The sequence below is a fragment of the Roseofilum capinflatum BLCC-M114 genome, from assembly GCF_030068505.1.
GTDB lineage: Bacteria > Cyanobacteriota > Cyanobacteriia > Cyanobacteriales > Desertifilaceae > Roseofilum > Roseofilum capinflatum.
The window spans coordinates 1-25,785 of sequence record NZ_JAQOSO010000062.1; the positions used below are offsets into that span (position 1 = coordinate 1).

The following is a 25,785-nucleotide window of genomic DNA, read 5'->3' on the forward strand; positions in this document are numbered from 1 at the left end:
CGAGACCAACGAATGGCTAAGGGTTCTTTACATTTGGCTAAATAGATTTGACCTTCTTTGAACTTGAATGCGGATTTGGTAAACTCAGCACTCCCTCCTTGGTGTTTTTTCTTGAAGTTGGGATATTTGGCACGCGCGGCAAAAAAGTTGCTAAATGCGGTTTGTAGATGCCTCAACCCTTGTTGTAAGGGGACACAACTGACTTCGTTTAAGAAATGTAACTCTTCTTGTTTTTTCCAGGCGGTCAACAGAGAAGATGTTTGAGCGTAATCGATTCTTTCTTGTCGTTGATACCAAGCCTGAGTTCTTTCATGGAGCGCTTTGTTGTAAACTAATCTTACACAACCCAAAGTTCGCCGCAATAGGGACTCTTGCTCTAAGGTTGGGTAAAATCGGTAGTTAAATGCTCTTTCCATGTTGGAGTCAAAGGATTTTTTACAGGGTAGCACCTAAGATGTAATTGTGGTAGCCTATGGTTAGTAAAGCCGCCCTGGAAGGGCGGGGTTTCAGACCCAATTTTTCTGATGAACCCAGAGTGAAACAAAACTTCGCTCAAGCAGGAGCTTGCTTTATTTCAAGTATCACGATTGGCGAATTGTGTTATGGTGCAAGAAAATCAAAGAGATGCGAAGCTAATCTAGAGAGAATTGAGGGATTAATTGCCAATAGTACAATTCTTGAGTGTAATACGCAAACTGCTCGTCAATACGGTGAAGTTAAGAATCAACTCAGGCTCAAAGGTCGCCCCTTACCTGAAAATGATATGTGGATTACATCCTTAGCTTTACAATATAATTTAACCTTGGTCACACGAGATGCTCATTTTCAAGAAGTAGAAAATATACAAACTGTAGCGTTGTGATACCATTTCTTGATGAGAATGCAAGGTTGTAGATCCCCCAAACCCCCTTAAAAAGGGGGCTTCATAGGCTCAAGTGTAGCAAAATACAAGAGAAATGGTATTACCATAATAGTCTTCATTTCAAACCCTACAAGGATTGGTAATTAGGGCTATTTAATCGGACTTGATATGATTGACCCATTTCCCCACTACAGAGGGCTGGATGGGTCAATCTCAGCGATCGCCAATTTGTCTAACCCAACTGGGATCGCGGTAATTAATGCGGGCCATGGGTTCCAGGGCTGAGAGGATGGTTTGACCATAACTGCGGTGAAGGACACGGGTATCTAATAGGGCCACCACTCCTGGACGGACTGGGGCGATCGCCCGTTTCAGGTTTTGAATGGCTGTGGGCAGTAGATATTCCCGAAACCAGTCTAAGCGCCGTTGTTTATAATAGGCAACTCGTCCAGCCACCAGGGGATGTTCTAAAGAAGGAATGGGTAAAGCCACAACAATCAGTAAACTGGGAGGAGGCAGAACACCTTGATGCGATCGCCAAAAGTCCCATCCACACACTAAAATCCCATGGGTTTCCCATGAAGTTTTGTCCACTTGTACTTTGGAGCCAAATTCACCCGCTAAGGTCGCAGCAATTTGCCCTTTCAGAGGCACATCCGCAACTAAAATAACAGTTAAATCTCCTTGATGTCCCCGGACACTGAGTAGACTTTGAATTTCCTGCAAAACCTGGATTTGAAATTGGGGAGTATTGGGGAGAGGAAGGCGATCAGGTAAATAGAGATGGATCAACTCTTGGTCGCTCGAAGCATTAAATTCAATACAAGTAATATCGTCGAGTCCCATTTGTCTGCAATAACGGCTTGCATTGGCCTGTCGATCTAGGGTTTCCCCAATTAAAACCACCGGTTGATCGGCCCACAGAGGAGCAAGGATAGGAGCAATATCTACAGGGCCAGACCAGAGGGTAAATTGACCCGTGGAACGATGAATATTAGCCCACCTGAGAGAATCAGAACTCGATGGGGCAAGGGCGAACTGTTGCCAGGGAGAGGGTAGGATAAGCTGATGTTGGTCAAAGTAATGGAACAATTGAGCGATCGCCTCTTCGTCCTCCTCGGTGAGTAAACAGCATTCGTAGGGGTTGGGAGGATGCTGGAAAATCGACTTGGTGAGCTTAACTTGGGTATCGCGAATGGGGTCTCGGTGTTGGGGACAGGCTAACATTAACTCAGTCCAGTCCTTGGGGGTTAAGCATTGATTAATCTGCTCTCGCGTCCAGTCCTCTAAATCATCTACACCATCGATCAGGGTTGGAATTCCCAGGGGAAAACGCTTTCCTCGGTTCTCTGGATGCAGGCGATCGCCTAAAAATTGCTCTGGAGTCGTCAATACGATACCAGAAAACTCTCCCTTCGGCCAGCGATCGGCCACCACCACCGACTTTACCCAACTGAGCGCTAAGGTCTCCTGTAATTGGGGAATTTCCACCATCTGTAACTGCTGCAAAACCTCTTGGGGCCCCACCCAAATGGCTGGCCCCGGCCACATCAACAAGGGAACCAAATAACTCACCCGATAGGGTTGCCCTTGATAAAGGGGGCGACCGGTTTGAATTAAAGCACTCCGTCCCAAACGCATGGCTCGGGCCACCAACCGGGCCATCGTTAACTGATGGGGCCAGGATGGAGATGCTCCCAAGCGCAGAAAAGCTCGCAATTGCTGATGGACTTCAACCTCAATCACCGGTTTACCTTTCGGACTTCGTCCGACATGAAAGTGTCTAACTGTTATCAGGCCAGGCTGACTGACCTTTTCTTTTTCTTATTGTGACACTATCCGAAATTAAGGGGATCGATGTCTAGGTGTAAACCAACTCTAGTAGAACAGAGCGATCGCAACTCAGCCAAAGTAGGAAGGTTAATCTCGACTCCGGGAGGAAACTTGAGCAAAATCTGCCAGCGATAGGCATCGGAGACTCGCATCACCCGCGCCGGTGCAGGGCCTAAAACTTGATAGTTGCCTGCTCTTGACTCTAAAACCTCAGCCACCTGTTGAGCAGCCGTTTGCACTTCCATTAAATCTAAGCCACTGAAGCGAAACAGCACCAAGGAACTGTAGGGCGGATAATGGTAGGCTTCTCGCTCCTTTAACTCCTGCTCCATAAACCTGTCATAGGCATTGTTTTGAACCGCTTGAATGGCGGGATGGTCTGGCGAATAGGTCTGAATAATCACTTGGCCGGGGTCATCTCCGCGACCGGCACGACCGGAAACTTGGGTCAGAATTTGCACGGCAGTTTCCCCAGCGCGATAGTCTCCCTGATGCAATAGGCCATCGGCTGCTACCACTCCCACTAGGGTAACTCCGGGAATGTCTAGTCCTTTGGTTAACATCTGAGTTCCCACTAATAAGTCTGCCTCTCCTTGCACAAACCGAGTCAGGAGGGTGCGGTGGGCGTTTTTGGTGCGGGTGGTGTCGCTGTCAAAGCGAATGACGCGCAATTCTGGGAAGAGTTTGGCCAGTTCTTGGGTGACTCGTTGGGTTCCTGTGCCAAAGTGCTTCAGATAGGGGGATTGACATTCGGGACAGTGGGAAGGTTGAAGTTGAGAAAAGTTGCAGTAATGACAGCGCAGCCGTTTGGAGGCTCCTTCGTGGGTGTAGTGGTAGGAGAGGGAAACATCACAATGGGGACATTCGAGGACATGACCGCAACTACGACAGGAGACAAAGGTGCTATGGCCGCGACGGGGAATGAAGAGGATGCCTTGTTGCTGGCGTTCGCGCAAACCTCTTAAATGATCTTGTAGACTGCGGCTAAAAATTGACCGGTTTCCCTGTTTGAGTTCTCGACGCAAGTCCACAACGGAAATGGGAGGGAGGGGCCGGTTTTCCACTCGTTCCGGTAAACTCAGGCGCGTGCAAGTCCCCGACCGACTGCTAAACCAGGTTTCCATGGATGGGGTGGCGCTACCCAAAATCAGGGGGCAATTTTCCAATTGTGCCCGCCATTGGGCCACTTGACGAGCGTGGTAGGTGGGTGCGGGTTGGCTTTGCTTGAAGCTGGTGTCGTGTTCTTCGTCCAGGATAATTAAGCCCAGACGGGGCAAGGGGGCAAAAACGGCGGATCGGGTTCCGATGACGATTTGGGGGGTTCCCTGGAGCATCTGCCGCCAGGTATCGTACCGTTCACCATCGGATAGGGCACTATGGTAAACGCGGATTTTTGCCCCGAATCGGGCCCGGAAGCGATCAGTGAGTTGGGGAGTCAGGCCAATTTCGGGGACGAGGACGAGGATGGATTGTCCTTGCTCTAGAATGGGGGCGATCGCCTGAAGATAGACTTCTGTTTTGCCCGATCCAGTAATCCCATGGAGCAGAAAGGGATGATACCCCGAACGCCCCTGAATGGCTTGCAAGGCTTGAGTTTGGGCGGGAGTCAGGGGTTTGGCTGTATCGCGATCGGGCATGGGGCCAGCTTCGCTGCGTAGCTGTTCCTGTTCCTCAATCACGACCCACTGCTTTTGTTCCAAAGTCTTGATTAACCCCGAAGAAGTTTGTCCTTGTTCCAGGAGTTCTGTGAGCAACAGTTCCCCTCCCTGACGACCCAGAAGGTTTAAAATTTCCTGTTGTCGGGGCGTTAATTCTTCAGGTTCTGGTACAGTAAACTTGACGAGGGTTACCACCTGTTGACGCTTGGGGCGAGGTGGTTTCGGCGGTTCTAGGTAGCTTTCCACCCATTGCCGTTTTAATAAATCTTGCAATCCTCGTTGGGCCTGGCGTACCTGTTGTTTCAGATAGCGCCAAGAATACTCTCCGGTTTTGCTGCTGGTGAGGAGATTCAGCAGTTGTTGCGCGGGTGGATGCAGAAATACTTGCGCTTCGGTTGGGATCGAGTTCGTTAAGCGGATGCGACGTTGCGATTTTCCCAAGAGTCCTGGAGGCAGGGCCATGCGAATGACTCGCATTAAGGGAGTATGGTAATAATGGGCCACTTGATTGAGAAGTTGCCAATAACTGGGGGGAAAAAAGCCAGCACTAATGACCTCATGAACCGACTTGATCTTTTCTGGGGGTAGGTCTGCTGGAGGTGCAGACAAGAGCCGAATGGCGATCGCCCCCAACTGCTGACGACCAAAGGGCACACTGAGAATATCTCCCGGTTGCACCGGCAAGTTGGAGCTAATGGCATAGGTATAAAGCTTTTGATCCTCTACTTCCTGGCGATCGTAATCCACCAAAACTTCCACCCAGCGCGGATTAGCAGAGGATGGCGACTCTCCATAAAACGGACGGTTTGAGGCGGCCACTCGGAAACTCGTAACCGATGTTTGCAGGCGATCGAGTTTGCTGATCATAGGGTTTAGATGGCTAACTGGCTCTAATTCTATCAAAAAGATTATGATTTCTCCGCTTTTAGGTCAGAGTGTATCGTATCCCACAGAAACTTTAGAATCTAAACCACAACAATAACTTTTGTATCGTGGACTCATCCATTGATTGCAAACTTCCGATTCTACGATTACACTAAGAGCAACCATCAGTAGTTCATTGAAAATTGCCTTGATTTCAGATTAAAAGCTCTGCTCTAAATGACCGCTCCTCACCCCAAAGATCCTTAATCCTTTGAAGTGCAACTCATTTTGTCATTTCCTATGTTGAACCGACTAGATAATCACGGATTGATCGATCGGAAAGACGATAATCCTCCAGCGAAGTCAGAGGCAAAAGCTTCTGTTGTAAGTGGTCTCAATCTTTCATCATCAGATTCTAAAGAGACATCAAACTCCTGGTCTAACGGAGATTGGGTAGAATCAATTTCTTGGCTCAATGAGGATACCGTCGGTCTATTCCTAAAAGAAATGGCACGTTATCCCCTCCTGAATGCAGAAGAAGAAGTGATCTTATCTCGACAAGTTCAAGAGGGAGTCGAACTGCAAAAAATACAAGAAAAATTGCGGGAAAAAACCGGTAAAGAACCGACGATCAAAGATGTGTCTCGTGCCAGTGGATTGGCGGAGTCAGAAATTAGTACGAAATTGAAAAAAGGGCAAATTGCCAAGCAGAAAATTGTTCGATCGAATCTTAGATTAGTGGTGTCAATTGCTAAACGATATGTAAATCGAGGAGTGCCCTTTCTCGATCTCATCCAGGAAGGAGCATTGGGATTAAATAGAGCAGCAGAAAAGTTTGATCCCGAAAAAGGTTATAAGTTTTCAACCTATGCCTACTGGTGGATTCGTCAGGGGATCACCCGCACGTTAGCCAACCATGGACGAACGGTTAGATTACCAATTCATGTGGTCGAAAAACTGAATAAAATGCGGGTAATGCAACAGCAACTGCGACAAAAACTCGAACGCAACCCCAGCGAAGCAGAATTAGCTGAAGCATTAGAAATTTCGATGACTCAATTGCGATATTTGCATCAGGTGCGCCGGCGATCGCTCTCCCTCAACCATCGATTTGGAGAAGAGCAAGATACGGAATTACTGGATTTACTTGAAGATCAAGGAACCCAATCTCCAGAAGCTCAGATTAGCGAAACCATGATGCGTCAGGAAATCCTATCGGTTCTTAGTGATGTCCTCACAGAACGGGAAAAAGATATTATTTCCTTAAGGTATGGCTTAAGTAACGGAAAACCCTATACCCTAGAAGAGGTCAGCCATTTGTTTAACCTCTCCCGCGAACGAGTGCGACAAATTCAGACCAAAGCCATGCGAAAACTACGCCGTCCTCAAGTGGCTCAACGGTTGAAAGCTTGGCTGCGTTAAACCCAGAAAAACGGCATTCTGTACAACCATGACCCTTGATATGGGCGATCGCCCCCAACTCCAGATTCGACTCGCAACCCGCGACGATGTACCTATTCTGTTCGACTTGATCGGCGCGTTAGCCGAATATGAGAAATTATCCCATCAGGTGGTGGGTAATGCGGCTGACTTGGAAAAACACCTGTGCGATCGACACTATATAGAAGCCTTAATTGCCGAATGGGAGGGCAAACCGGTGGGGTTTACCCTCTTTTTCCATAACTATTCCACCTTTCTCACCCAACCGGGACTCTATCTCGAAGACCTGTTTGTGCGACCCGAATATCGCCGTAAAGGGATTGGCTCTGCCCTGTTGAGAACTGTGGCAAAAATTGCCCTAGAGCGGGGTTGTGGGCGCTTTGATTGGGCGGTATTAGACTGGAATGAACCGGCGATCGCCTTCTACGAACGCATGGGCGCTCAAGTGCTTCCTGACTGGCGAATTTGCCGCGTCACCGGTTCCGCCCTTACCGACTTAGCCACTTAAATCTAAACATTCTTGAATTGTAGGAGTATATGCCCTATGACTATTTGGGTGAATGAACAAATCGATCCCTCTGGCATGATCTATGCTTGCATTGCCTGTTCCGACCACAAACAAGCTCAGGACTGCCACGACTCCTTTAACAACAATCTCACGGAAGACCAAAAACAAGCCGGATGGACAGCTCGAATGCGTACCGTTTCTTCTTGGGAAGAAGTCCCCGCAAGTGCCCTGAAGTTGAATTGAAGATGGGGAGATGGGGAAGATGGGGGGATAGCCTATTCCCCATTCCCTATTCCCCATTCCCCATTCCCCATTCCCTATTTCCCAGTGACTTTCAACTGTTGGAGTTGAGAACTGTCCCCCTGCAAGACAACGCCCCGATTATTGGCTGCGAGATGGCGGACAATTTTGTAAACTGACTCAATTTCTTCTGGTGCATTGGCAGCAGCCGCTAATTCCGCCAAGGATAAGGGCTGATGACTCTCTGCTAGAGCTTTCATAATTTGATTTTGCAACTGGAGAATACTTCCAGCAGCTTTCTTACCCGCTTCTACGCCAGGTTGGTGATAAGCGTTGATATTCACCAAGGTGGCATAGAATCCAACAGCTCGCTCATAGAGGGCAATTAATGCGCCTACGGTGCGGGGGGTGACTTCGGGAATGGTGACGGTAATCGAATCCCGGTTATTTTCGTATAAGGCTTTGCGAGTTCCTTGTAAAAGTCCAGACAGATAGTCACCTGCGGTAACTCCCGGTTCGACTTCGGGGGAAGGGCGATCGCGGTCTTTAATGACTTCAATGAAGGTAACAAAGAAATTGGGGACACCTTCACGCAACTGCTGCACATAGGCATGTTGGTCAGTGGAGCCTTTATTTCCGTAAACGGCAATCCCTTGATAGACCGTATTGCCGTCTAAATCCTTTTCTTTGCCCAAGGATTCCATCACCAACTGTTGCAGATAGCGGCTAAAGAGCAGCAAGCTGTCTTTGTAGGGCAGAATGACCATATCTTTTTCCCCTTTGCCGTTGCCAGCGAAGTACCAGGCAAGAGAGAGCAGAGCGGCGGGATTTTGTTTGAGTTCGGGGACGCGGGTGGCTTCGTCCATTTCTTTGGCCCCCGCTAACATTTGATCGATATCGATACCTTGCAGAGCAGCCGGGACTAAGCCAACGGCGGAGAGTTCGGAGGTGCGTCCCCCTACCCAGTCATGCATGGGGAAGGTGGCTAACCAGTTTTCAGATTCCGCCATCTTTTCTAGTTTACTGCCATGGCCGGTAATGGCGATAAAGTGGGGGCTGTAGGGAAGATTGGCGGCTTGATAGGCGGCTTGGACTTCGACCATACCGTTGCGGGTTTCCGGTGTGCCTCCAGATTTGGAGATCACGATCGCCAGGGTGGTGTTTAGTTTATCTTTGAGTTGACCTAGCGTGCGATCGATGCCAGCCGGATCGGTGTTGTCAATGAAGTGAATGTTGAGTTGAGGAGAGGAGGGGGCTAAGGCTTGAGCGACGAATTCTGGCCCTAGAGCCGATCCACCGATACCGATGGAGACAATATCGGTAAATTTGGGGGCGTTGGGGGGTTTGATGGCTCCGGAGTGGATATCTTGGGCGAAGCGATGGATGGCTTCTAGGGTTTCGTTAATTTCGGCTTTCAGTTGGGAGTTAGGAGCGAGATCGGTATTGCGTAACCAGTAATGACCAACCATCCGTCCTTCGTCTGGGTTGGCGATCGCCCCGGCTTCGAGTTTAGCCATTTCTGCAAAGGCCTTGTCGAACTTAGGTTTCATTTCCATGACTTGGCGATCGTCAAACCTCATTCGACTGATGTCGAGATAAAATCCGAGGCTGTCGTGGGTGTACAGCCAGTCTTGATAACGTTGCCAGAGGGTTGCTGCATCCATAACCAGTCTTCTCCAAAGGGTTGAGGCATTTTCGGCGATCGCCGAGCTAAACAAGATAATGAGAGGTTGCTTGGGACTCTCCCCTAGACACCATACCGTTTAGATCTTCGGTTTGGGGAGAATCCGGATAAATTTAACAATTTGTCCCATGACGGCGATCGCAATCAGGTTTTCTTCAATCGTAAAATGATAAAACATCCTTTCCCGGCCGAGTCGATGCAGATGCGGCAGATCTTCCAGCCGTTTCAGGCTCAGAAACTCAGTAAAGACAAAGTGATAAATTTTTTCATAACAGCTCTTATCTCGTTTCTGTAACTTTTGCAGGTCTTGGAGAAAGCTACGGTGATAGAGCAGTTGATATTGGATGGATGATGCGGTGGATGAGTTCGCCACAGTCATAGGATTTTCACCTCTGCCAGTAATCAATCATCGATGGTGCAAAAACCCTAAAGCTTCTTCACGAGTCATAAAATCACCAGGTTTAATGGTATCCATGGTTGCGTGAATCATCGTCAGCACATAGGCTTCTGCACATAAGGGAGCTAAGAATGTCCACACCTGATGTAAGTATTCCTCTGGAAGCTGATCGACAAGAGCATGAATCTGTTGTCGTTTTTTTTGCATAACTTATCAAGTTGAGCGCGGATATTAGCATTGCCTTACCTATTCTAACCCTTATTCCCCCATCTCCTCATTTTTCCGGGGCACTGGAAACTGACCCACTAGGGTGGCCCAATTTCATTTAAGTTACGAATCACAGGTGTCGGAGCATTTGAGGGAGGAGAATTGGAGGAATTAAAGATAGCATTGAGCGCTTTATCCAGGCTATCGGCCATGATAATTTGATTTTCATAGGCGACAATCACTCGGACTAGGGTTGGCAGACTATTTTGCTCGGCTTCTAAATAAAGAGGTTCGACGTAGAGTAAGGATTTTTCGATAGGAATGACCAGAAGATTGCCTTGAATTGCTTTTGAACCCTGCCGGTTCCATAGGGAAATTTGCCGGGAAATTTCTGGGTCTTGATTAATCAGAGCATCAATTTGTTCCGGCCCATAAATGAGCTGTTGTTTAGAAAATTGATAGAGTAATAGTTTACCATAACTTTCTCCATCGGAACGACCGGCTAACCAGGCAATGAGGTTATTACGGCTGGCGGGGGTAAAGGGATGGAGTAAGATAAATTCTTCTCGGTTTTCGGTGGGTAATTTAATAATCAAATAATAGGGTTGTACGGTTTGGGGTTGACCGCCATAGATTTCTAGGGGAACACGCCATTGATCCTCCCGGTTGTAAAAGACTTGAGGATCGCGCATGTGATAGGTGAGCAGTTGATTAGATTGGATGCTAAACAAGTCTACAGGATAGCGAATATGTACCCTGAGAGATTGGGGCATTTCTTCTAAAGAGCGGAAGAGGTTGGGAAAGATTTTAGCGAAGGTCTGGATCATCGGATCGGCATCATCGCTGATGAAAAAATAGACCTTGCCATTGTAGGCATCGACAACGACCTTTACTGAGTTGCGAATATAGTTAAAGGGTTGCCCTCCGGGATCGGAATAGGGGTAGCGATCGCTCGTCGTATAAGCATCAATAACCCAGTATAAATAATTCTCTTGATTCGGACTAGAATCACCGCTTAAATTGGTGTTAGCAACGACTAAATAGGGGTCTTGATCGAATCGGAGAAAGGGGGCGATCGCCTTGACGCGATCGACGATATTGCGGCGAAATAAAACTTTTGTTTCTGGGGTAAAGGACTGGGTTAAAAGCATTTCCCAGTCGTTGAGGTATTTGGCAAACAACCACCGTCTCCAGGAACTGGCGATCGATACGCCCCCTGTGCCATCATAAAAATTGTATTGGTTGGCATCCCCTTGGGGATAATCTAACTCCGGTTCCCTCGAAGGAGTCATAATATAAGTATTGGTCAATTCCCCGTAATAAATTCTCGGTTGACCAATGGGAATACTATCACGAATTCGAGCGTCAGAAATCCAAACGGGAGTAGTTTGCCCTTCTGGACTTTCTGCACCAATATCTTTGACATAGTATTCGGGTAAGCCATCGGGTGCAACCGTATTTACGGGGGACAGGGTAAAGCCATAACCATGGGTATAGACTAAATGTTCATTGACCCAAGTTTTGGCTTCTGGGGGAACTCCTTCATAGTCTAATTCTCTAGGGGCTAAAATAACTTGTTGTTTTTCTGCTCCTTGATAATCGCGCTTGCGAAATGTATAGCGCTCAATATCAGCATCGAGGAATTTATAATATAAGCGAATTTGTTGCAACTGTCGGTTGGTTTGCAAGAGGGGGCGAGTATCCCAGAGCCGAATATTATCAATCGTTAGCCTATTGTTGAGTAAGTCTTGCGGGGTTAATTGCCCTTCAGGATTAAAGGGAGCAACTTCAATTTTGTCTAAATCAAAAGCAGAGCGGGTATATTCAATACTGTGCTGGATAAATGGGGTTTCTCGTCCCAGTTCATTGGGTTCAACAAGTAATCTTTGGCTCAGAGCTGGTAGGCCATAATTGCTCACTCCAGCAATCCCTAAATAGAGAATCATCACGTAAATCATTTTCCGCCAAATATCCCGTTTTTTTGCCCAATAAACTGAGCGACCTAAAAGGAAGAAACCATAGGCGGCTGCCAAAATTGACAGCACTTCAATCATGGGTTTTTGGGTATAAATATCGGTAAAGCTGGCTCCATAAATGACTCCGGTAGAAGAATAGAGCAGTTCATAGCGGGAGAGGGCATAACTATAGGCGACGCTAAACATGACTGCGGCACTAATGATTTGCAGATGGCGGCGCTGTTTGGGAGAAAAGCCGGGAAAACTGCCCAGGGCTAAACTTCTACCGGATAATAAATAGATAATGGTAACGGCAAGTAGGGAAAAAACACAGAGGATAACGAGCCAAAATTCGAGGAGATGGAGAACGGGTAAGGTGAAGATGTAGAAACTAATATCTTGATCGAAGAGGGGATCGACTTGGTTGAAGGGAGTCGGATTAAAACTGGCGAGAATTCTGGCCCAATGACTGGATAAAATTACGCCTAAACCGGTGCTGAGGAGGACGGCGATCGCCAGCAAGATTCTTTGAGGAATGCATAATAGGAGGAGGGGGAACCCGATGATCCATAGGGTTTTGATGGGAGAAGAGGGCAGCTCTAAGAAGGTGCGAAGGGCTGATTCGGGGCGAAATCGAGGCGGGAGTTCGGGGGTGAGGCGGGCAATGTTAAAATCGGTATGCCAATATTGCAGGATGACTTCTGCATATTGAACCACAATTAATCCTAAGATGAGGCTCAGGAGGCCGACGAAGAGGAGTAACCATCCTAGGGAAACGGTTTTGGCATGTTTGGGATAAGCGTCTTGATTTTCTGGGGGGTTGGGATGTTTGAGAAGGTTAGCAACCCAAAGATTGCCGCACAGATAAAGGCTGCTGATTCCGAAAACAATGGCTCCGACGATGAGTTGGGTGGTTACCCGCAGGGCAAATTCAGGACTATAACCGACTTCGCTAAACCAGAGTCCTTCGGCAATAAGGTTGGTGGTGATATCGAAAATGAGCCATCCTGCTAACAGGATGACTAGAATCCAACCGATTTTTGGCGATCGTACCCACTGCATGTTGATATGAAACGATTGGCTCCTACTTATTCATGTCTAAGCACAGTTGGCGGAAATGATCCCCCCGTTGTTCAAAATTAGCATATTGATCGAAGCTGGCGCAGGCGGGAGAAAATAAGACCCCTTTGGCTTGATGGTGTTTGGCTAGGACTAAAGAGCGGGGAATGGCTCGATCTAAGGTTTCCACGATCTCATAGGCATGATAACCGACGGCTTCTAACCGTTGGGCAAAACGGGGGGCGGCTTCACCGATGAGTAGGACGGCGGCTGCTTTAGATTTAATCCGATGTAACCATGGGGTATCTTCGCCTTCTTTGGCTTCTCCACCGGCAATTAAAATAACGGGGGCGGGAACTGCGGATAAACCAACTTCGGCGGCATCATAATTGGTGGCTTTACTATCATTAATAAAGTCAATTTGATCGAGGGTGCAAATGAGTTCTAAACGATGGGGCACGCCGGGAAAATTGGCGATCGCCTCGGCAATGGCTTCCCGTTCTATACCGGCTAACCGAGCCACCGCCACCGCCAGTAAGAGGTTTTGCTGGTTATGCGCTCCCACCATTTTTAGGCTGGCGGCGGGTAAAATGGGGTCTCCTTGCACCATTACCCATCGGTCTTGAATATAGATTCCCTTTTGGGGAGAGGCGACTAAATTTTGTTGGCCTTGAGTGCTTGTCCAATAGGCATCGGGCCATTGTTTGAGGCCAACTTGACGTAAATAGGGATCGTCGCCGTTAAAGACTTGCTGATGCGATCGCCGCAATAATTGCGCTTTAATCTCGTAATAATTGTCGAGAGTTTTATGGCGGTTGAGATGATCGGGGGTAAAGGTTGTCCAAACCCCTATTTGCGGCGATAGGGTAGAGGAGGACTCAATCTGATAACTACTAATTTCTGCAATCACCCAATCGGGCTGTTTTTCCCCCAGGGCCAACTCGCAGGCAGCGTAGCCGATATTACCACAGGCAGGAGCATGGCAGCCCGCCGCTTGAAAAATTGCCGCAATTAAAGCGGTGGTGGTGGTTTTGCCATTGGTTCCCGTAACTCCCACCCAGGGAATATCCTGGAGGTCTCGCCAAGCGAGTTCCATTTCTCCCAGGGTTTCAATGCCTTGCGATCGCGCTTCCACCAACACCGGAATATCCCAGGGAACCCCAGGACTGACCACAATCCGTTCTGGAGGTGGGGTATGCTCTAGGGTGAAGGAAGAGCCAATATCGCAGGCAATTCCCAAATCGTGAAGGGTTTTCTGTTGTTGGCGTAAGGAGTCGGAGATTTGGCGATCGCTCACTTCTACCTGCCAGCCTTGGCGGTGTAGAAGTTTGGCGGCTGCAATTCCCGATTTACCTAAACCAATGACATGAGCAAGGGGCATATGGTTTGGGACGACAAGGGTTTGTTCTTATGATAATCGTTTGTGTGATATTCTGAACTCTTGAGTTAAGGTCAACCCAGCAGGCGTTAGGAACAGGAATGGAAAATACACAGGTTTTAGATTGGATCGCGGGAGGATTGGCGATCGCCATTGCCATGGGAGGCTTATTAATGCTCTTTCAAGGCTTGTCGGGTTTTAATGAGCAGGATAAAAAGTGAAGTCAGATTAAACTCATTATCTATGTTCTTCAGTGTTGTGATTCCCACCTACAACCGGTTACCGATTCTGCAAAAGTGCCTGAGCGCTCTGGAGAATCAGCAGTTGAGCGATCCAGATATCCAGGGTTATGAGGTGGTGGTGGTTGATGATGGCTCTACAGACGGTACTTTAGCCTGGTTAGCAGCAGAACGGGAACAACTGCCCCATGTGCGTTGGTTGGTGCAGGAGCATCAAGGGCCGGCTGCTGCCCGGAATTTGGGGGTAAAGGAGGCTCAGGGCGATACGATTATCTTTATCGATAGCGATCTGGTGGTGACGGAGAGCTTTTTAAGCTGCCATGCACAGGCCTTGCGGGAGGGACAGGAGAAGTTAGGGAGCGATCGCCTGTTTACCTATGGTGCAGTCATTAATACCTGCAATTTTGACGAGCCGACGGCTGAACCCTACAAGCTCACGGACTTCTCAGCGGCCTACTTTGCGACGGGGAATGTGGCGATCGCTCGCCATTGGCTGGAAAAAGCGGGATTATTTGATACCCAATTTCAACTCTATGGTTGGGAAGACTTAGAATTAGGAGTCCGGCTAAAAAATCTCGGACTCAAACTGATTAAATGTCCCCAAGCCGTGGGTTACCATTGGCATCCCGCTTTTAGTCTAGAGCAAATTCCCCGCATGATTGACCAAGAAATCCAGCGCGGACGCATGGGCGTTTTATTCTATCAAAAACATCCCACTTGGGACGTGCGAATGATGATTCAAATGACCTGGATACACCGAATTTTATGGGGCGTTTTGTCATTAGGCGGAAGATTGAATGAACGGACAATGGCTCCGCTTTTGCAATGGTTAATCGATCGCGGCAAACCCCAATTAGCTCTAGAAGTCGCCCGCATTTTTCTCAATTGGTACAATGTCCAAGGGGTTTATGCAGCCTATGCAGAAGCGGTTGCTGTAACCCATTAATCATGAGCATTGCCTCCAGGTTGAAAGAGCGATCGCCAGGACTTGGCATAGTTGATGTAATCTTACTGCCCGCGCCCTGGTTGACAATCGACAAAGCCTAATGCTTCACTATCGAGGAAACTGGCGATCGCCATTTCCACCACTGCCTCCACTGGATACTCTATTTCCACTGCACGAGCGACTAACGCTGCACGAATGCGATCGGGCAATTTTCCTAAAATGATTTCAGCATCAGCACGAGAAAGCTGTTCTTGAAGGTTGACTGGCATAGTATCACCGTTCACTTGGGATCTGGGCATTATAAGGCGGTTCAGTGGCTCTGAGAATGATCGCTTCTAGCTCCAATAATAATGCAGGGTTCCCCCAATGAGAAATGATCTGTGCAGCTATCCGCACGTCCTCATCGTTATACTTGTCAAGCCATGCCCACAAAAAAGCCTTGTGTCCGCCACTAAAGCGCCCTCGCAAACTCTTTGTTTTACCGACGTAAAGTAAACCATCTGTTTTGTGTCGGATAGCATAAATACCCGGACGTGCAGGAAGATGACTCAACTCGCGGCTTAAGGGTTGGCATTGCTCAAAGGGAATAAAGGCGATCGCATCCAAAATAGTTTGGGCTTGAGCTTGCACATCAGAGTCATTAGTGGGCATGGGAATCAACAGGTTAACCGCACAAAATTATATTCGACCTGTTGCAAACACACGAGTTTCTCGCTCCTCGTTATTCCAAAGAATAATTGCTTTATGTACGGGCAACATCACCGGGCTATTATCTGCTAGACTTACGAGAAGGTATGATAATAATTGGATGTCCATCCATCAGATACGATGCCTGAAATCACTGGACGACACGCTCCATGACACCACCACCAAAAGATGCTGCGACGTTATATCCGATTTTGAATCCAACAAGCCGAGCATTGGGGTGCTTTTCACTCAAGTCGTCAGCAGCACGCAAGCCATTTTCATCAACTTTATAGTCTCCTGTTTCAATGTCAATGATGACCATTTTGCCAATATTCTCGTCTAACTCCACCTGCTGACGAATCTGACTTTCGTACAAATGCTTTGCACGTTGGGCAACTGCTTCACGACTTAAAAGGATAGTCTGCATAGGCTGATTGGCGATCGCGGCACTGCTATTATATCTTTATTCTAAGCGATCGCCGAACGTGCTATAAATGTAGAGATCAGTCTTCTCTCTGTAATTATGAGCGATCGCACCCTAAGTATTCTAGACGATTTATCCAGAAAATCACAGAAGCTGCTACCAGAACATCAGGAACTGTTGTTAGTTTTTGCTGAGTTTCTACTGGAGAGGCAAGCTCAGTCCATGCCAAGTTCTACTGCAAATGAAGTAGAATCCTCTCACATTCCACAACGGGTTTTAGGTTTACATCAAGGTATGGGTTGGATCAGTGATGATTTTAACGATCCTCTGCCCGATGAATTTTGGACAGAGGAAGCATGAACATTTTACTTGATACTCATGTTTTAATTTGGTTAGCCATAGAACCACAAAAGTTATCAAGATAAGCAACCCATATAATTATGAACTCGAATAATACTTTATCTTTCAGTTTGGTGAGTATTTGGGAAATGCAAATCAAAATTCAGCTTAACAAGCTCAGAATTAATTTGCCTCTTTCGGAAGTTATAGACCGTCAACAACAGGTCAACGGCTTGCAGATTTTACCCATTGAACTGACCCATATTTTTGCTTTAGAACAACTCCCCAATCCCCATCGCGATCCATTTGACCGATTATTAATTGCACAAGCATTAGTGACTCAAATACCAATTTTAAGTGTTGATATCATATTCGATCGCTATCCAGTACAACGATTGTGGTAATACTTTTAACTGCTATAGGAACTGACACAGATCGATATTACGGCTTACTTAGAGTTTGCGGGCGATCGCGAGCATCGTTGAGTTGCTTTGGCGATCGAGGTTCTCGAAGAGGCTTAGAAATAATTTTCCTGTCACTGGTTGCTTGCCGTTTCCTCAAGTCATCACAAATCGCTTTCAAATCATAATTGAATGCTCTAGCGTGTTCCTCCCGAATTCTATAGATTTCTTCTAAAACTTCATCTCTCCACATTGTTTAAATTCCCATTAACTCGTAGGGTGTACAAATTGTGGGTAGCTCATACCCAGCATCACAACTAATCTGAATCAGCTTTTTCTGAATTTGAGCGTTGGCGATATGTTTACAGTTCCATGTTAGCAAATAGTCTAAGCCATAGATTGTAGCGATCGCCATATGCAGGGCATCGTCAGCAGCTTTGCTGGGGAGATTACTTTTCGAGAGAAACTGTATTGCCAGATCTTGAGCGGCTTCATTATTTTGAAAGTATTTCCAAGCGATCGCGAGTGTTTTCCACTGTTGTGATCGCCACATCAAGGGCTTCAAGCAACTGACTTAAGCTTTCCTGTTCTCCTTGAATCACTTGAGTAATACTATCCACAGATTGCTGCACAGTATTACGCAATTTATTAGCTACTTTTTCTTGTAATTCAGTAGATGCCTCATCAGCTACACGCCAAATTTGGTCTTCAAGTTGCTGTTTCGCTTTCCTCTCTTCTGCTTGACCGGTCATCCAACGACGAACCGCAAAAAATACCGCACTACCAACAGGAGTGAGAAAGACACCAAGCAATACAGCCAGAATTGCATCAACCGTGACAATACCAATAATATCATCTACAATGCTACGCTGAATTTCAGAGACAGCTTTGTTAACTGCCTCTTCAAGTGCTTTTCCAGAACCACTTAAGCCTAAATTACCTCCATCAAATGACTTGATCGATACTCCCCTTGACAATTTCTCTTTGAGAACTTCATTTTGTAGTTCAGCAAGCTGTGCTTTAAAAGTAGCCTCTAACAGTTTGCCAATCGAATCTGCTTCGTCACTAACAGTCCGTTTAATATCTTGGGGTCTAATACTCTGACTTAATAGATCTTCAATCTCACTTTTCCAACGTGACTTTAATTCTTCTTGTACTGCTTTTGCTCCAAATGTGTCAGACCCCCACCACTGTTTAGGCCACAATCCCTTAATTCGATCCATCACAGAAACACTAGGTCTCCATTGATCGAATCCCTCTTTGATTTGGTAAAAAAGATCGTTCTTTAAACGATTCTGTAAATTATCTAACCGAGAATTCAAAAGGAGCATAATTGAATTGGAGTCAACCGCAATTTTCACACCCATCTGCTTGAGTTTTTCAACCAATTCATCAACCGAGCGCTGAGTTCTTTCATTAGCTAACAGTTCTCTGGTCTCAGATAAAGATTTTTTCAAAATAATCTTCGGACGTTCTAGCTTGATTTCAAGCCCTTCTTCCAGCAAAATGTTTTTGAGCGCATCGATTACTTGTTCAAGCTCAAGTTTTCCATAGCGCTCATACCTTTGAGTATCTTCATCAAAAAATCTTTTACAGGTAGTCGCTGGAACAATAGTTAACGTTCGCTTAAATAGATCACTTAGACCTTTAAAATTTCCATTTTTTGTTGTCTTGCTGTCACCCCAAAGAATCCACTCTTGTTTTTTTCTCCATTGTTGCTTTTGCTTTGCAGGAGGCAAATCTTCGACTGCCGTATTCCACTTGTTGATGACAATCAAAGCTTTTTTATCAGAAGCAGTGTCAGATGTTAGCTCATTAGCATCTCTGAGACCTACAATATGGCGAACGACAAAATCATAGTCATCACGAGTGAGATCGGATGTAGCATTACATAAGAAGATTACACAATCTGCTTTGTTGACAAAGGGAGCGATAGTTGTATTATCATGTACAACTCCCCCTGTCCCTGGAATATCAACCAACCGAATATGACTAGAATCAACCAAAAACTCATAGACATTAGTCGTAGCGACTTCAAGAGCAATAGCTACATCATCTCGTCCAGTCTCGAAATTATTACAAGACTGAAGTGCTTGATTCAGTTGATCTGGATTAACATTGAGTAAATCACAGATCATTGAGGTTTTACCTGCACTCACTGCACCCATAAAAACCAAAGTAAAATATTGAACATTTTCTGTGCAGTCCCAAAAATCATCATTGAGTTTCTGAGCATATTGACGCAACGTAGTGACCAGTGCAGAAAATTCTGAAAATGACTGAAGTTGTTGACAATGAGTCTCTAGTCGAGAACAATAATCTTCCTTTAACTCAAAAATTGGTTGAAACTTTTGAGAAATATCATTTATAAAAACTGGAGCAAAGTCATCGAGTAATGTTTGAGTATTGATGTCAACTCTAAAAGTTTTATAGCTAAGTTGTTGGTTCATGGTTTTTCCTCCTTTAATTGAAATTCGATATTACTCTTGATTCAAAAAAACATTTCTAAAATAATCAATTGATACAAACTTCTGGCAAAAAGATTCTAGCAATTGCATATGAGATAGGTAGTATGAGTATTCTTGAAATAAATTCATATTATTAATTTGAGAACGCAAAGTCTCAGAAATTCGATCGTCCAATTCAGAAAACCAATCACTTAGATAATCTACAGCTTTATTCAAGCACTCTGTGGATTGATCTAGGCTGCGATTGAATGTATAGCTATCCTTATCCAAAAACCAGTAATCATCAAAAGCATCCCAAATTTCATAAATAGAACTTTTTAATTCTGATGTGATTGAATCACTATTGGGAATACTGATTTGAACATCACTAAACAGACTGCAAGCAATGATTGATACATTGGTACGCAAATTACGGGAAAATTGATTAAACTCGGATACCATTTGCTCTTTATATCGTTCTCGACATTTATAAATTCTTTCTTTCTTCCATTGGAAATTATCACCCCGCCAAAATCGTTCTGCACTGGTTGTTGTATAGCTATTACTCATTTCTTGGTAACAAGACTCTCGAATAGATATAATCCGCTGAACAAATCTTTTGATTTCTCGTTGTAATGACTCATTGATTTCCGATCTGACGGCTTTAATGGATGATGTCATACGCAGATCTAAATCTTTTTTCTTTTCCTCAATAGTTGCATAACTGATAAGAAGAAGTACATAATTTGCTGCTATTTGAAGCAAATCATATTCAGCACGATATATAGCTGTATTTGAGCTTGCTTCCAAAGAAAGATTAATTACTCGCTTTAAATTATAATCTAAGTCGTGATTTTTATTTTGTCTTGCTTGCTTAACTGAAAAGGGTACAATAGGGATTTTATAGTCAAAAAGCTTTGAAATTCCTTCAAATTCCATTTCAGGGTTACCATTAGTTAAAAAATTAATGTATTTTTGTATTTCCTTTTTTTGTACTTTTTCCGGTAAATCGTGTAAAAAATCAATTTTATTAACAACAATTATGATTCGCTGCAAACTTCCACTTTTGATTACTTCATCACTTTTCAGAAAATCGTAAAGGTGTCTTGGGATTGGATAATTAACATCAAGAACTAGCAGGAGCAGATTAGCTCGACGTATAATTCCTCGGACAACTTCATCATCTTCTTCACATAAAACAGCTCCTAATCCTGGTAAATCAATAATGATAGTTTCTTCGTCAATCTTGGCTTCCTGAGCTTCTGAAGTTTCACGAATGCACGCTTCTTCAAAAACACCCGATTCTCCGCAATGTAAGAGATGGTTTCCTAGAGCGGATTTTCCCGTATTTACCATGCCAACTAAGGCAATTATTTTTAGATTACGATAGCTCGCTAGAAATTCCCATAAGTTTTGCAGTTGTTGAACATCTTGGCTAACTGTCTCACTAAGATTGACTTCGGTAAACGTGGAATTAGATTCACCAGATACAACAATAGTTTGCTTAGGAAGAGTTTTTAGAGCTTCTATGAAACGATCTTTGACTTCTGAAAGAGTGGTAAAATCAGTCAAGTTTATCTCCTTCTGATAACTATATAACAAGCATGAACGTGCTTAAGAATACTAAGGAAGTGCAAACTAAGATGATTCAATGGTAGATTGCCAAATTTGATCGAGAATTGGTAACTTGAGTTCCAATAAAGTTGAATCGTAAGAAGATAGCCTTGGGTTGACACTTAAGTGATGAGAAGATATTTCTGCGCGAATTCCTTCTATAACTAATTCAAGTGTAGCCTCTAAAGACTTAAACTCATTATCGACTAACCGCAGTGTCTTTTCCACTTTTTTCTGTTTATCCAGTCTAATTTTATGAGTTTTTATTGCTGTGGAAATACTTATTCTTTCATCTTCATCTTCTGCGTTTTCATAGTCTTTTGTCGCCTGCTCTAATTCTTCAACAATTTCATCACAAAGCCGTTGATTGTTATCATGGGCTGATTTATAATAGAGACTAACCAATGCTTGGTCTGCAAATTGAGCGATCACGTCTGTTTGCGGCTCAGAAATTATCGTTCCTATAACGCGATCTCGCTCCTCCAATGCTCTTATAGCGCTCCATGACTTATTTAATATAGCTTCCCATTGGTTCTCATGACTTCTTTTTAGCTTAGATATAAAGCTTTTTCTCCACTTAGCATGTTCTAGCTCGCGACCAAATTTTCTAGCGACTTGAAAATCTTCTTTCCACTCTGACGAAATAAGTTTTCCCTTATTGTCATACCCTTCAATACTAAGTTTATTTTGTGAATAAAAATGTATCTTAATTCTCCCTTTTTTAGGATTAATTGAATGAATTGCGTTTTTTTGTCTGCCTTGATATTGGGCTTCGCTTATAGCATTTGCAGTGACTTTTATCGGTGTGGCAATTATCCAATAAGCCAAATATATAATCATCCCTATTATTATTGCAAAGAAAATTACCCATACCATGACAATAGCCTCTTCCTAACAAGGTTTATTTTTTATAAAAACGAAAATACATTGTATTGTTGAACACAATACAATGTTTGAGCTAATATCAATTACTGGTTTGAATTGGAGGATTATTACCAGGATAAGGATATCCTGAAGAATTTTCAAAATTCTCAACTTCTTGAATAATTCTTTCGGATTTTTCACAAGGTTCTTCAAGTCCGACTAAAGATAATATTACTCCAGCCTCATCTCCCCTTTCGGATGCATCTATTACTTCAACTACCCCAGTCAAGCATTTGCTTACAGTTCCAAGATCGTTGTGCAAACGTCTAATTTCTTGAACTCTTGTGTTTAGCTCTTGTTCCTTGGTACTAAGCGTCTGCTGAGATAAAGAAACTTTCCCTTCTAACTCAGAAATTTCTTCGGCCTGTTCATCCACAACACTTTCCTTATCTTGAAGCTGCTGGGTTGTTTGATCGAGGTTTGCTTGAAGTTGTTTAATCTCATCTTGAGCATTATCTAACCGTTCATTGAAGTTGTAATATACCATCATTCCAGGCACTAGAATAGCCACAGCTCCAGCCACAGCAGCAGTTAGTAAATTGTTGTTACTCATATTACGTCACCTATTTAGATACAGAGTTTTACATAGAAGACAATATTGACAACAATTGAAGATGAAATTTTGCTGTAACTAGGGCTTCTATGGAATGTTCTTGAACTTCTGAAAGAGTTGTGAAATTAGTCAAATTCACATTCTTCCGATAACGATAAAACAAGTATGATAGATCTTAATCGAATTAAACAAGTTGAAAACAACTGATTTTTTGGTCAAGTTTATGACATATTATTAAGCACAAGCCAGAAAATCCCTGGTTTTCTCGGTGAAAAGTATGGTATAATACCTGGAACCTTTATTCTACGTTGATTTCATGGATGTTACAGAAATGTTGCAGTTCATCGATCGCCTAGTCGAGAATCAAACGGGGAAACATCTAGACGATTTGCAGAAGAACATCGTTCAAGGCCTGTGGGAAGGCAAGACTTACCAACAAATGGCTGAAGACATTCCCGGTCGCTACAGTGAAAACTATATCGGTGACGAGAGCCGCAAGCTTTTCAAGGTCTTATCTGATGCGTTAGGTGACGAAGTTAAGAAAGCTAATTTTTGTTGGACGTTAGAGCGAGCGGTTAATTCCCCATTAGTTGGTTTAGTCAACGGAGATCTTACTTGGTGTCCTCATCCCGATCGCCAAACAACCAGTACCGAAGCACCCAAACCCACTGCAACCGAACCAAATCATGATTTAAGCCTCGCTCCAAAAATCAGGACATTCTGCGATCGCACCACCGAACTCAGCACACTCTCTGATTGGCTCTGTAACCAAAATATTCCCCTGATTTCCGTAGTTGGCATCGCCGGGATTGGTAAAACAACCCTCGTGAAGCGCTGGATTGACTTAAATTTAGAGAAATTTGATACCATCATCTGGAAAAGTATCCCATTCTCCCCTAGCTTAAATACCATTATTGAGGATATCTTAACCACGGTTAATCCCGATACTCTCCTCACCCATCCTCTGCTGACTCAATTATTCCAGCTTTTACGCGATCGCCGATGCTTAATTGTCCTAGATGACTTCCAACACATTTTTATACCCGGTCAACTCGCTGGACACTATAAACCAGAAGCCCAAGATTACCAAACCCTACTCACCAAAATTACCGAAATTGACCATCAATCCACCCTTCTCGTCATCAGTCAAGAAAAAAATCAACAGATGATGGCTTTAGATGCAGAACTTTATCCGATCAAATGCTTAGAACTGGGCGGATTTAACACCCCAGAAATATTGAAAGATGTCGGCTTAGGAGAGAGCGACAGCGCCCTGGAAATCCTAGAGAGCTATGAAGGTCATCCCATTTATCTTAAACAAATCTCTAGCTTAATTCAAACCCTTTTTTCCGGCAATATCGCTGAATTGTTCGCCGAAGACCACCTGATTCTCACTCAAACAATGCAGACTCAGATGAAAGAGTATTTTAACCGTTTATCTCCTGCCGAACAAGAAATTACCCTTCACTTAAGTCAAAGCGACGTGCCTGTTTCACGGGAACAGTTAAGAGCCGACTTATCCTTATCCTCAACTGACTTAATTAACGGATTAGACTCTTTGAAGCGGCGTTATTTACTAACTGCCATAAAATCAGAAGGAATTGCCTTTAGCTTATCTCCCGTCTTTCGAGAATATGTTAGCTCGTTAACTTCTTGAGACAAGACTACTCTTTACCCATTACCAAACCATAGCACTCTATAGCAAACCTAAATGAGTTATGTAATAGCTGCCCCTCATCCCCCTACCCCCTTCTCCCGCAGGAGAAGGGGAGCAGAAGTCCCTCTCCCGTGGGAGAGGGATATAGGGAGAGGGCATTTCCTGTTGCACAACTCATTGAGACTAGCTATATCATCGCGTGTGCCAACAATAGCCGGGTTGCCCATCGGGTAAAATCGCTTGGCAAAAATGGGTTCGGATTAAACGAATATTTTCCGTGGAAACATTCCATAAAATCGCGCCTCTTAAATCTACATTTAACAGCACAATATCCCGGAAATCTGCTCCTTCTAAATTGGCATTGCGGAAACTGGTATGGCGTAATTCAGCAAAGCGGAAATTAGCACCCATTAAATTGGCATCCTGGAAGTTGGAACTGAGGATAAACGCATTCTCAAAATTGGCATTCGTTAACCGTGCGCCGCTAAAGTTGAGTTGAATTAAGCGGGTATTCTGAAAATTGGCATCTCGCAGATCGATTCCGGATAAATTAACCTTACGCAGAATAATTTCCCCTAATTCTGTATTTCTCAAGTTAGCGGTAAATAGATCGGCTCCTTGCAGATTTGCCCCTTCTAAAATGGCAGATTCTAGATCGGCATTGCGGAGATTGGCTTGCTCGAAACTGGAATTACTTAAATCAGTTTCACTTAAAAGCGCTCCTTGTAGATTAGCGCGATTAAAATTGGCCTGATCTAAGAAAGCGCGGCGGAAGTCAGCAATGACACTATCAGTGTTTTGTAAGTTGGTTTCTTGTAGGGAAGAATTTCTTAAGTCAGCGATAAATAAATTGGCATTTTGCAGATTAGTCTGGTCTAAATTTGCGCCCACTAACCGCGCTCCTTGCAAAGAAGCGCCGTTTAAGTTTGCCCCCTCTAGATTGGCATTTTCTAAGTTAGTGCGACTCAGGTTTACTCCCGATAAATCGACTCCTGATAAATCTCTATTTTCTGCTCCTTGATGAATTAATTCCCAAGCTAATCGCCATTTGGGGTCGATTAGGGTATCGTCGTCTATGCGGGCATGGCGTAAATTGGCTCTAGCCAGATTAGCATAACTAAGATCGGCTCCCCGCAGATCTGCCCCGCGCAGATTGGCTGCTTCGAGGTTGGCTCGGCGTAAAAATGCACCCCGAAGATCTGCTTGTTGTAGTTGGGCTTGTTTTAAGTTGGCTCCGGATAGGTTACTATCGCGAAGGAATGCCCGTTGTAAGGATGCAGATTCTAGATTACAGCGATCGCAGTCGCGAGTGCGTCGCAGTCTTTCCATATCTCTGCGCCTAAAGGCTTGTGCATCCTCGGCAGATAGGGCGAAAATAAAGAGGAACAGGACAAAGAGCTTCAGGAGATTATGCCCTCTCCCTGTATCTCTCTCCCGTGGGGGTTGCCCTCTCCCTATATCCCTCTCCC

25 protein-coding genes and 2 pseudogenes are annotated in these 25,785 nt (G+C 44.7%); 8 read left to right on the top strand and 19 right to left on the bottom strand.

Features of this window, described 5'->3' with window-relative positions:
* Positions 1-416 (bottom strand): RNA-guided endonuclease InsQ/TnpB family protein (locus PMG25_RS11455; protein WP_283767035.1); only part of this gene is annotated, 416 nt, incomplete at its 3' end.
* A 56-nt stretch (positions 417-472) separates the two neighbouring features.
* Between PMG25_RS11455 and PMG25_RS11460 the strand changes: the two genes are divergently transcribed.
* Positions 473-862 carry a type II toxin-antitoxin system VapC family toxin gene (locus tag PMG25_RS11460; RefSeq protein ID WP_283767036.1) on the top strand — a complete coding sequence of 130 codons (390 nt, stop codon included), beginning with the start codon at positions 473-475 and terminating at the stop codon, positions 860-862.
* Between the two features lie 213 nt (positions 863-1,075).
* On the opposite strand, the gene PMG25_RS11465 is transcribed toward PMG25_RS11460, so the two are convergent.
* Both PMG25_RS11465 and priA read right to left on the bottom strand, forming a co-directional pair.
* Positions 1,076-2,608, bottom strand: coding sequence for a helicase C-terminal domain-containing protein (locus tag PMG25_RS11465; protein WP_283767037.1), 1,533 nt, complete (start codon positions 2,606-2,608; stop codon positions 1,076-1,078).
* Positions 2,609-2,697: 89 nt separating this feature from the next.
* The gene (priA, locus tag PMG25_RS11470; protein WP_283767038.1) at positions 2,698-5,220 is read right to left on the bottom strand and encodes a primosomal protein N'; all 2,523 of its coding nucleotides are present in this window, start codon (positions 5,218-5,220) and stop codon (positions 2,698-2,700) included.
* 297 nt (positions 5,221-5,517) lie between these two features.
* Here priA and PMG25_RS11475 point away from each other — a divergent pair, with 297 nt between their 5' ends.
* The 3 genes from PMG25_RS11475 to PMG25_RS11485 are packed head-to-tail and all read left to right on the top strand — an operon-like array spanning position 5,518 to position 7,408.
* A complete protein-coding gene (locus tag PMG25_RS11475) occupies positions 5,518-6,639 on the top strand; it encodes an RNA polymerase sigma factor, RpoD/SigA family (protein WP_283767039.1) in 1,122 nt (373 codons plus the stop codon).
* Positions 6,640-6,667: 28 nt separating this feature from the next.
* Positions 6,668-7,165: a GNAT family N-acetyltransferase gene (locus PMG25_RS11480; protein WP_283767040.1), complete on the top strand. Its 498-nt coding sequence runs from the start codon at positions 6,668-6,670 to the stop codon at positions 7,163-7,165.
* 36 nt (positions 7,166-7,201) lie between these two features.
* Complete coding sequence (locus PMG25_RS11485; RefSeq protein WP_283767041.1) at positions 7,202-7,408, top strand: glycogen debranching protein; 207 nt, start codon at positions 7,202-7,204, stop codon at positions 7,406-7,408.
* 74 nt (positions 7,409-7,482) lie between these two features.
* Here PMG25_RS11485 and PMG25_RS11490 read toward each other — a convergent pair whose 3' ends face one another.
* The 5 genes from PMG25_RS11490 to murD form a co-directional block, all read right to left on the bottom strand.
* A complete protein-coding gene (locus PMG25_RS11490; protein ID WP_283767042.1) occupies positions 7,483-9,069 on the bottom strand; it encodes a glucose-6-phosphate isomerase in 1,587 nt (528 codons plus the stop codon).
* A 99-nt stretch (positions 9,070-9,168) separates the two neighbouring features.
* A complete protein-coding gene (locus PMG25_RS11495) occupies positions 9,169-9,468 on the bottom strand; it encodes a hypothetical protein (RefSeq protein ID WP_283767043.1) in 300 nt (99 codons plus the stop codon).
* Between the two features lie 27 nt (positions 9,469-9,495).
* A complete protein-coding gene (locus PMG25_RS11500; protein WP_283767044.1) occupies positions 9,496-9,693 on the bottom strand; it encodes a hypothetical protein in 198 nt (65 codons plus the stop codon).
* 98 nt (positions 9,694-9,791) lie between these two features.
* On the bottom strand, positions 9,792-12,710 hold the full coding sequence (locus tag PMG25_RS11505; protein ID WP_283767045.1) for a UPF0182 family protein: 2,919 nt from the start codon (positions 12,708-12,710) through the stop codon (positions 9,792-9,794).
* A gap of 22 nt (positions 12,711-12,732) precedes the next feature.
* Positions 12,733-14,088: a UDP-N-acetylmuramoyl-L-alanine--D-glutamate ligase gene (murD, locus tag PMG25_RS11510; RefSeq protein WP_283767046.1), complete on the bottom strand. Its 1,356-nt coding sequence runs from the start codon at positions 14,086-14,088 to the stop codon at positions 12,733-12,735.
* Between the two features lie 240 nt (positions 14,089-14,328).
* On the opposite strand from murD, the gene PMG25_RS11515 reads away from it, so the two are divergent.
* The gene (locus PMG25_RS11515) at positions 14,329-15,270 is read left to right on the top strand and encodes a glycosyltransferase family 2 protein (protein ID WP_283767047.1); all 942 of its coding nucleotides are present in this window, start codon (positions 14,329-14,331) and stop codon (positions 15,268-15,270) included.
* Positions 15,271-15,332: 62 nt separating this feature from the next.
* Here PMG25_RS11515 and PMG25_RS11520 read toward each other — a convergent pair whose 3' ends face one another.
* The 4 genes and pseudogenes from PMG25_RS11520 to PMG25_RS11530 form a co-directional block, all read right to left on the bottom strand.
* Complete coding sequence (locus PMG25_RS11520; RefSeq protein ID WP_283767048.1) at positions 15,333-15,539, bottom strand: hypothetical protein; 207 nt, start codon at positions 15,537-15,539, stop codon at positions 15,333-15,335.
* Between the two features lie 4 nt (positions 15,540-15,543).
* A complete protein-coding gene (locus tag PMG25_RS11525) occupies positions 15,544-15,921 on the bottom strand; it encodes a GIY-YIG nuclease family protein (RefSeq protein ID WP_283767049.1) in 378 nt (125 codons plus the stop codon).
* 33 nt (positions 15,922-15,954) lie between these two features.
* A pseudogene (locus tag PMG25_RS24455) lies at positions 15,955-16,053 on the bottom strand (clan AA aspartic protease); the annotation flags it as partial.
* 55 nt (positions 16,054-16,108) lie between these two features.
* On the bottom strand, positions 16,109-16,384 hold the full coding sequence (locus PMG25_RS11530) for a hypothetical protein (protein ID WP_283767050.1): 276 nt from the start codon (positions 16,382-16,384) through the stop codon (positions 16,109-16,111).
* Positions 16,385-16,480: 96 nt separating this feature from the next.
* On the opposite strand from PMG25_RS11530, the gene PMG25_RS11535 reads away from it, so the two are divergent.
* A complete protein-coding gene (locus tag PMG25_RS11535; RefSeq protein ID WP_283755881.1) occupies positions 16,481-16,741 on the top strand; it encodes a DUF2281 domain-containing protein in 261 nt (86 codons plus the stop codon).
* A gap of 80 nt (positions 16,742-16,821) precedes the next feature.
* Complete coding sequence (locus PMG25_RS11540) at positions 16,822-17,124, top strand: type II toxin-antitoxin system VapC family toxin (RefSeq protein WP_283767051.1); 303 nt, start codon at positions 16,822-16,824, stop codon at positions 17,122-17,124.
* A gap of 37 nt (positions 17,125-17,161) precedes the next feature.
* Here the strand turns inward: PMG25_RS11540 and PMG25_RS11545 are convergent, their stop codons facing one another.
* From PMG25_RS11545 to PMG25_RS11570, 6 genes and pseudogenes are all read right to left on the bottom strand, one after another.
* On the bottom strand, positions 17,162-17,374 hold the full coding sequence (locus tag PMG25_RS11545) for a hypothetical protein (protein ID WP_283767052.1): 213 nt from the start codon (positions 17,372-17,374) through the stop codon (positions 17,162-17,164).
* 3 nt (positions 17,375-17,377) lie between these two features.
* A pseudogene (locus PMG25_RS11550) lies at positions 17,378-17,617 on the bottom strand (PIN domain-containing protein); the annotation flags it as partial.
* Complete coding sequence (locus PMG25_RS11555) at positions 17,616-19,571, bottom strand: P-loop NTPase family protein (protein WP_283767054.1); 1,956 nt, start codon at positions 19,569-19,571, stop codon at positions 17,616-17,618. The gene PMG25_RS11555 and the pseudogene PMG25_RS11550, both read right to left, overlap by 2 nt.
* Positions 19,572-19,601: 30 nt before the next feature.
* A complete protein-coding gene (locus tag PMG25_RS11560; protein ID WP_283767055.1) occupies positions 19,602-21,140 on the bottom strand; it encodes a GTPase in 1,539 nt (512 codons plus the stop codon).
* 66 nt (positions 21,141-21,206) lie between these two features.
* On the bottom strand, positions 21,207-22,058 hold the full coding sequence (locus PMG25_RS11565; RefSeq protein WP_283767056.1) for a hypothetical protein: 852 nt from the start codon (positions 22,056-22,058) through the stop codon (positions 21,207-21,209).
* Positions 22,059-22,146: 88 nt separating this feature from the next.
* Entirely contained in the window at positions 22,147-22,659 is a 513-nt protein-coding gene (locus tag PMG25_RS11570) for a coiled-coil domain-containing protein (RefSeq protein ID WP_283767057.1), read from the bottom strand.
* Between the two features lie 316 nt (positions 22,660-22,975).
* Here PMG25_RS11570 and PMG25_RS11575 point away from each other — a divergent pair, with 316 nt between their 5' ends.
* On the top strand, positions 22,976-24,316 hold the full coding sequence (locus PMG25_RS11575) for a helix-turn-helix domain-containing protein (RefSeq protein WP_283767058.1): 1,341 nt from the start codon (positions 22,976-22,978) through the stop codon (positions 24,314-24,316).
* Positions 24,317-24,508: 192 nt separating this feature from the next.
* Here PMG25_RS11575 and PMG25_RS11580 read toward each other — a convergent pair.
* On the bottom strand, positions 24,509-25,785 hold a 1,277-nt coding region (locus tag PMG25_RS11580; protein ID WP_283767059.1), incomplete at its 5' end, for a pentapeptide repeat-containing protein.

What these genes read in the sequence shown, in the direction of transcription:
- PMG25_RS11475 (WP_283767039.1), top strand. Translation starts at nt 5,518, where the DNA reads ATGTTGAACCGACTAGATAATCACGGATTGATCGATCGGAAAGACGAT.
- PMG25_RS11515 (WP_283767047.1), top strand. Translation starts at nt 14,329, where the DNA reads ATGTTCTTCAGTGTTGTGATTCCCACCTACAACCGGTTACCGATTCTG.
- PMG25_RS11460 (WP_283767036.1), top strand. Translation starts at nt 473, where the DNA reads ATGGTTAGTAAAGCCGCCCTGGAAGGGCGGGGTTTCAGACCCAATTTT.
- PMG25_RS11525 (WP_283767049.1), bottom strand. Translation starts at nt 15,921, where the DNA reads ATGCCCACTAATGACTCTGATGTGCAAGCTCAAGCCCAAACTATTTTG.
- PMG25_RS11545 (WP_283767052.1), bottom strand. Translation starts at nt 17,374, where the DNA reads ATGTGGAGAGATGAAGTTTTAGAAGAAATCTATAGAATTCGGGAGGAA.
- PMG25_RS11535 (WP_283755881.1), top strand. Translation starts at nt 16,481, where the DNA reads ATGAGCGATCGCACCCTAAGTATTCTAGACGATTTATCCAGAAAATCA.
- PMG25_RS11555 (WP_283767054.1), bottom strand. Translation starts at nt 19,571, where the DNA reads ATGAACCAACAACTTAGCTATAAAACTTTTAGAGTTGACATCAATACT.
- PMG25_RS11485 (WP_283767041.1), top strand. Translation starts at nt 7,202, where the DNA reads ATGACTATTTGGGTGAATGAACAAATCGATCCCTCTGGCATGATCTAT.
- PMG25_RS11530 (WP_283767050.1), bottom strand. Translation starts at nt 16,384, where the DNA reads ATGCAGACTATCCTTTTAAGTCGTGAAGCAGTTGCCCAACGTGCAAAG.
- PMG25_RS11565 (WP_283767056.1), bottom strand. Translation starts at nt 22,058, where the DNA reads ATGGTATGGGTAATTTTCTTTGCAATAATAATAGGGATGATTATATAT.
- PMG25_RS11540 (WP_283767051.1), top strand. Translation starts at nt 16,822, where the DNA reads ATGAACTCGAATAATACTTTATCTTTCAGTTTGGTGAGTATTTGGGAA.
- PMG25_RS11500 (WP_283767044.1), bottom strand. Translation starts at nt 9,693, where the DNA reads ATGCAAAAAAAACGACAACAGATTCATGCTCTTGTCGATCAGCTTCCA.
- PMG25_RS11520 (WP_283767048.1), bottom strand. Translation starts at nt 15,539, where the DNA reads ATGCCAGTCAACCTTCAAGAACAGCTTTCTCGTGCTGATGCTGAAATC.
- PMG25_RS11495 (WP_283767043.1), bottom strand. Translation starts at nt 9,468, where the DNA reads ATGACTGTGGCGAACTCATCCACCGCATCATCCATCCAATATCAACTG.
- priA (WP_283767038.1), bottom strand. Translation starts at nt 5,220, where the DNA reads ATGATCAGCAAACTCGATCGCCTGCAAACATCGGTTACGAGTTTCCGA.
- PMG25_RS11490 (WP_283767042.1), bottom strand. Translation starts at nt 9,069, where the DNA reads ATGGATGCAGCAACCCTCTGGCAACGTTATCAAGACTGGCTGTACACC.
- PMG25_RS11505 (WP_283767045.1), bottom strand. Translation starts at nt 12,710, where the DNA reads ATGCAGTGGGTACGATCGCCAAAAATCGGTTGGATTCTAGTCATCCTG.
- murD (WP_283767046.1), bottom strand. Translation starts at nt 14,088, where the DNA reads ATGCCCCTTGCTCATGTCATTGGTTTAGGTAAATCGGGAATTGCAGCC.
- PMG25_RS11480 (WP_283767040.1), top strand. Translation starts at nt 6,668, where the DNA reads ATGACCCTTGATATGGGCGATCGCCCCCAACTCCAGATTCGACTCGCA.
- PMG25_RS11575 (WP_283767058.1), top strand. Translation starts at nt 22,976, where the DNA reads ATGGATGTTACAGAAATGTTGCAGTTCATCGATCGCCTAGTCGAGAAT.
- PMG25_RS11570 (WP_283767057.1), bottom strand. Translation starts at nt 22,659, where the DNA reads ATGAGTAACAACAATTTACTAACTGCTGCTGTGGCTGGAGCTGTGGCT.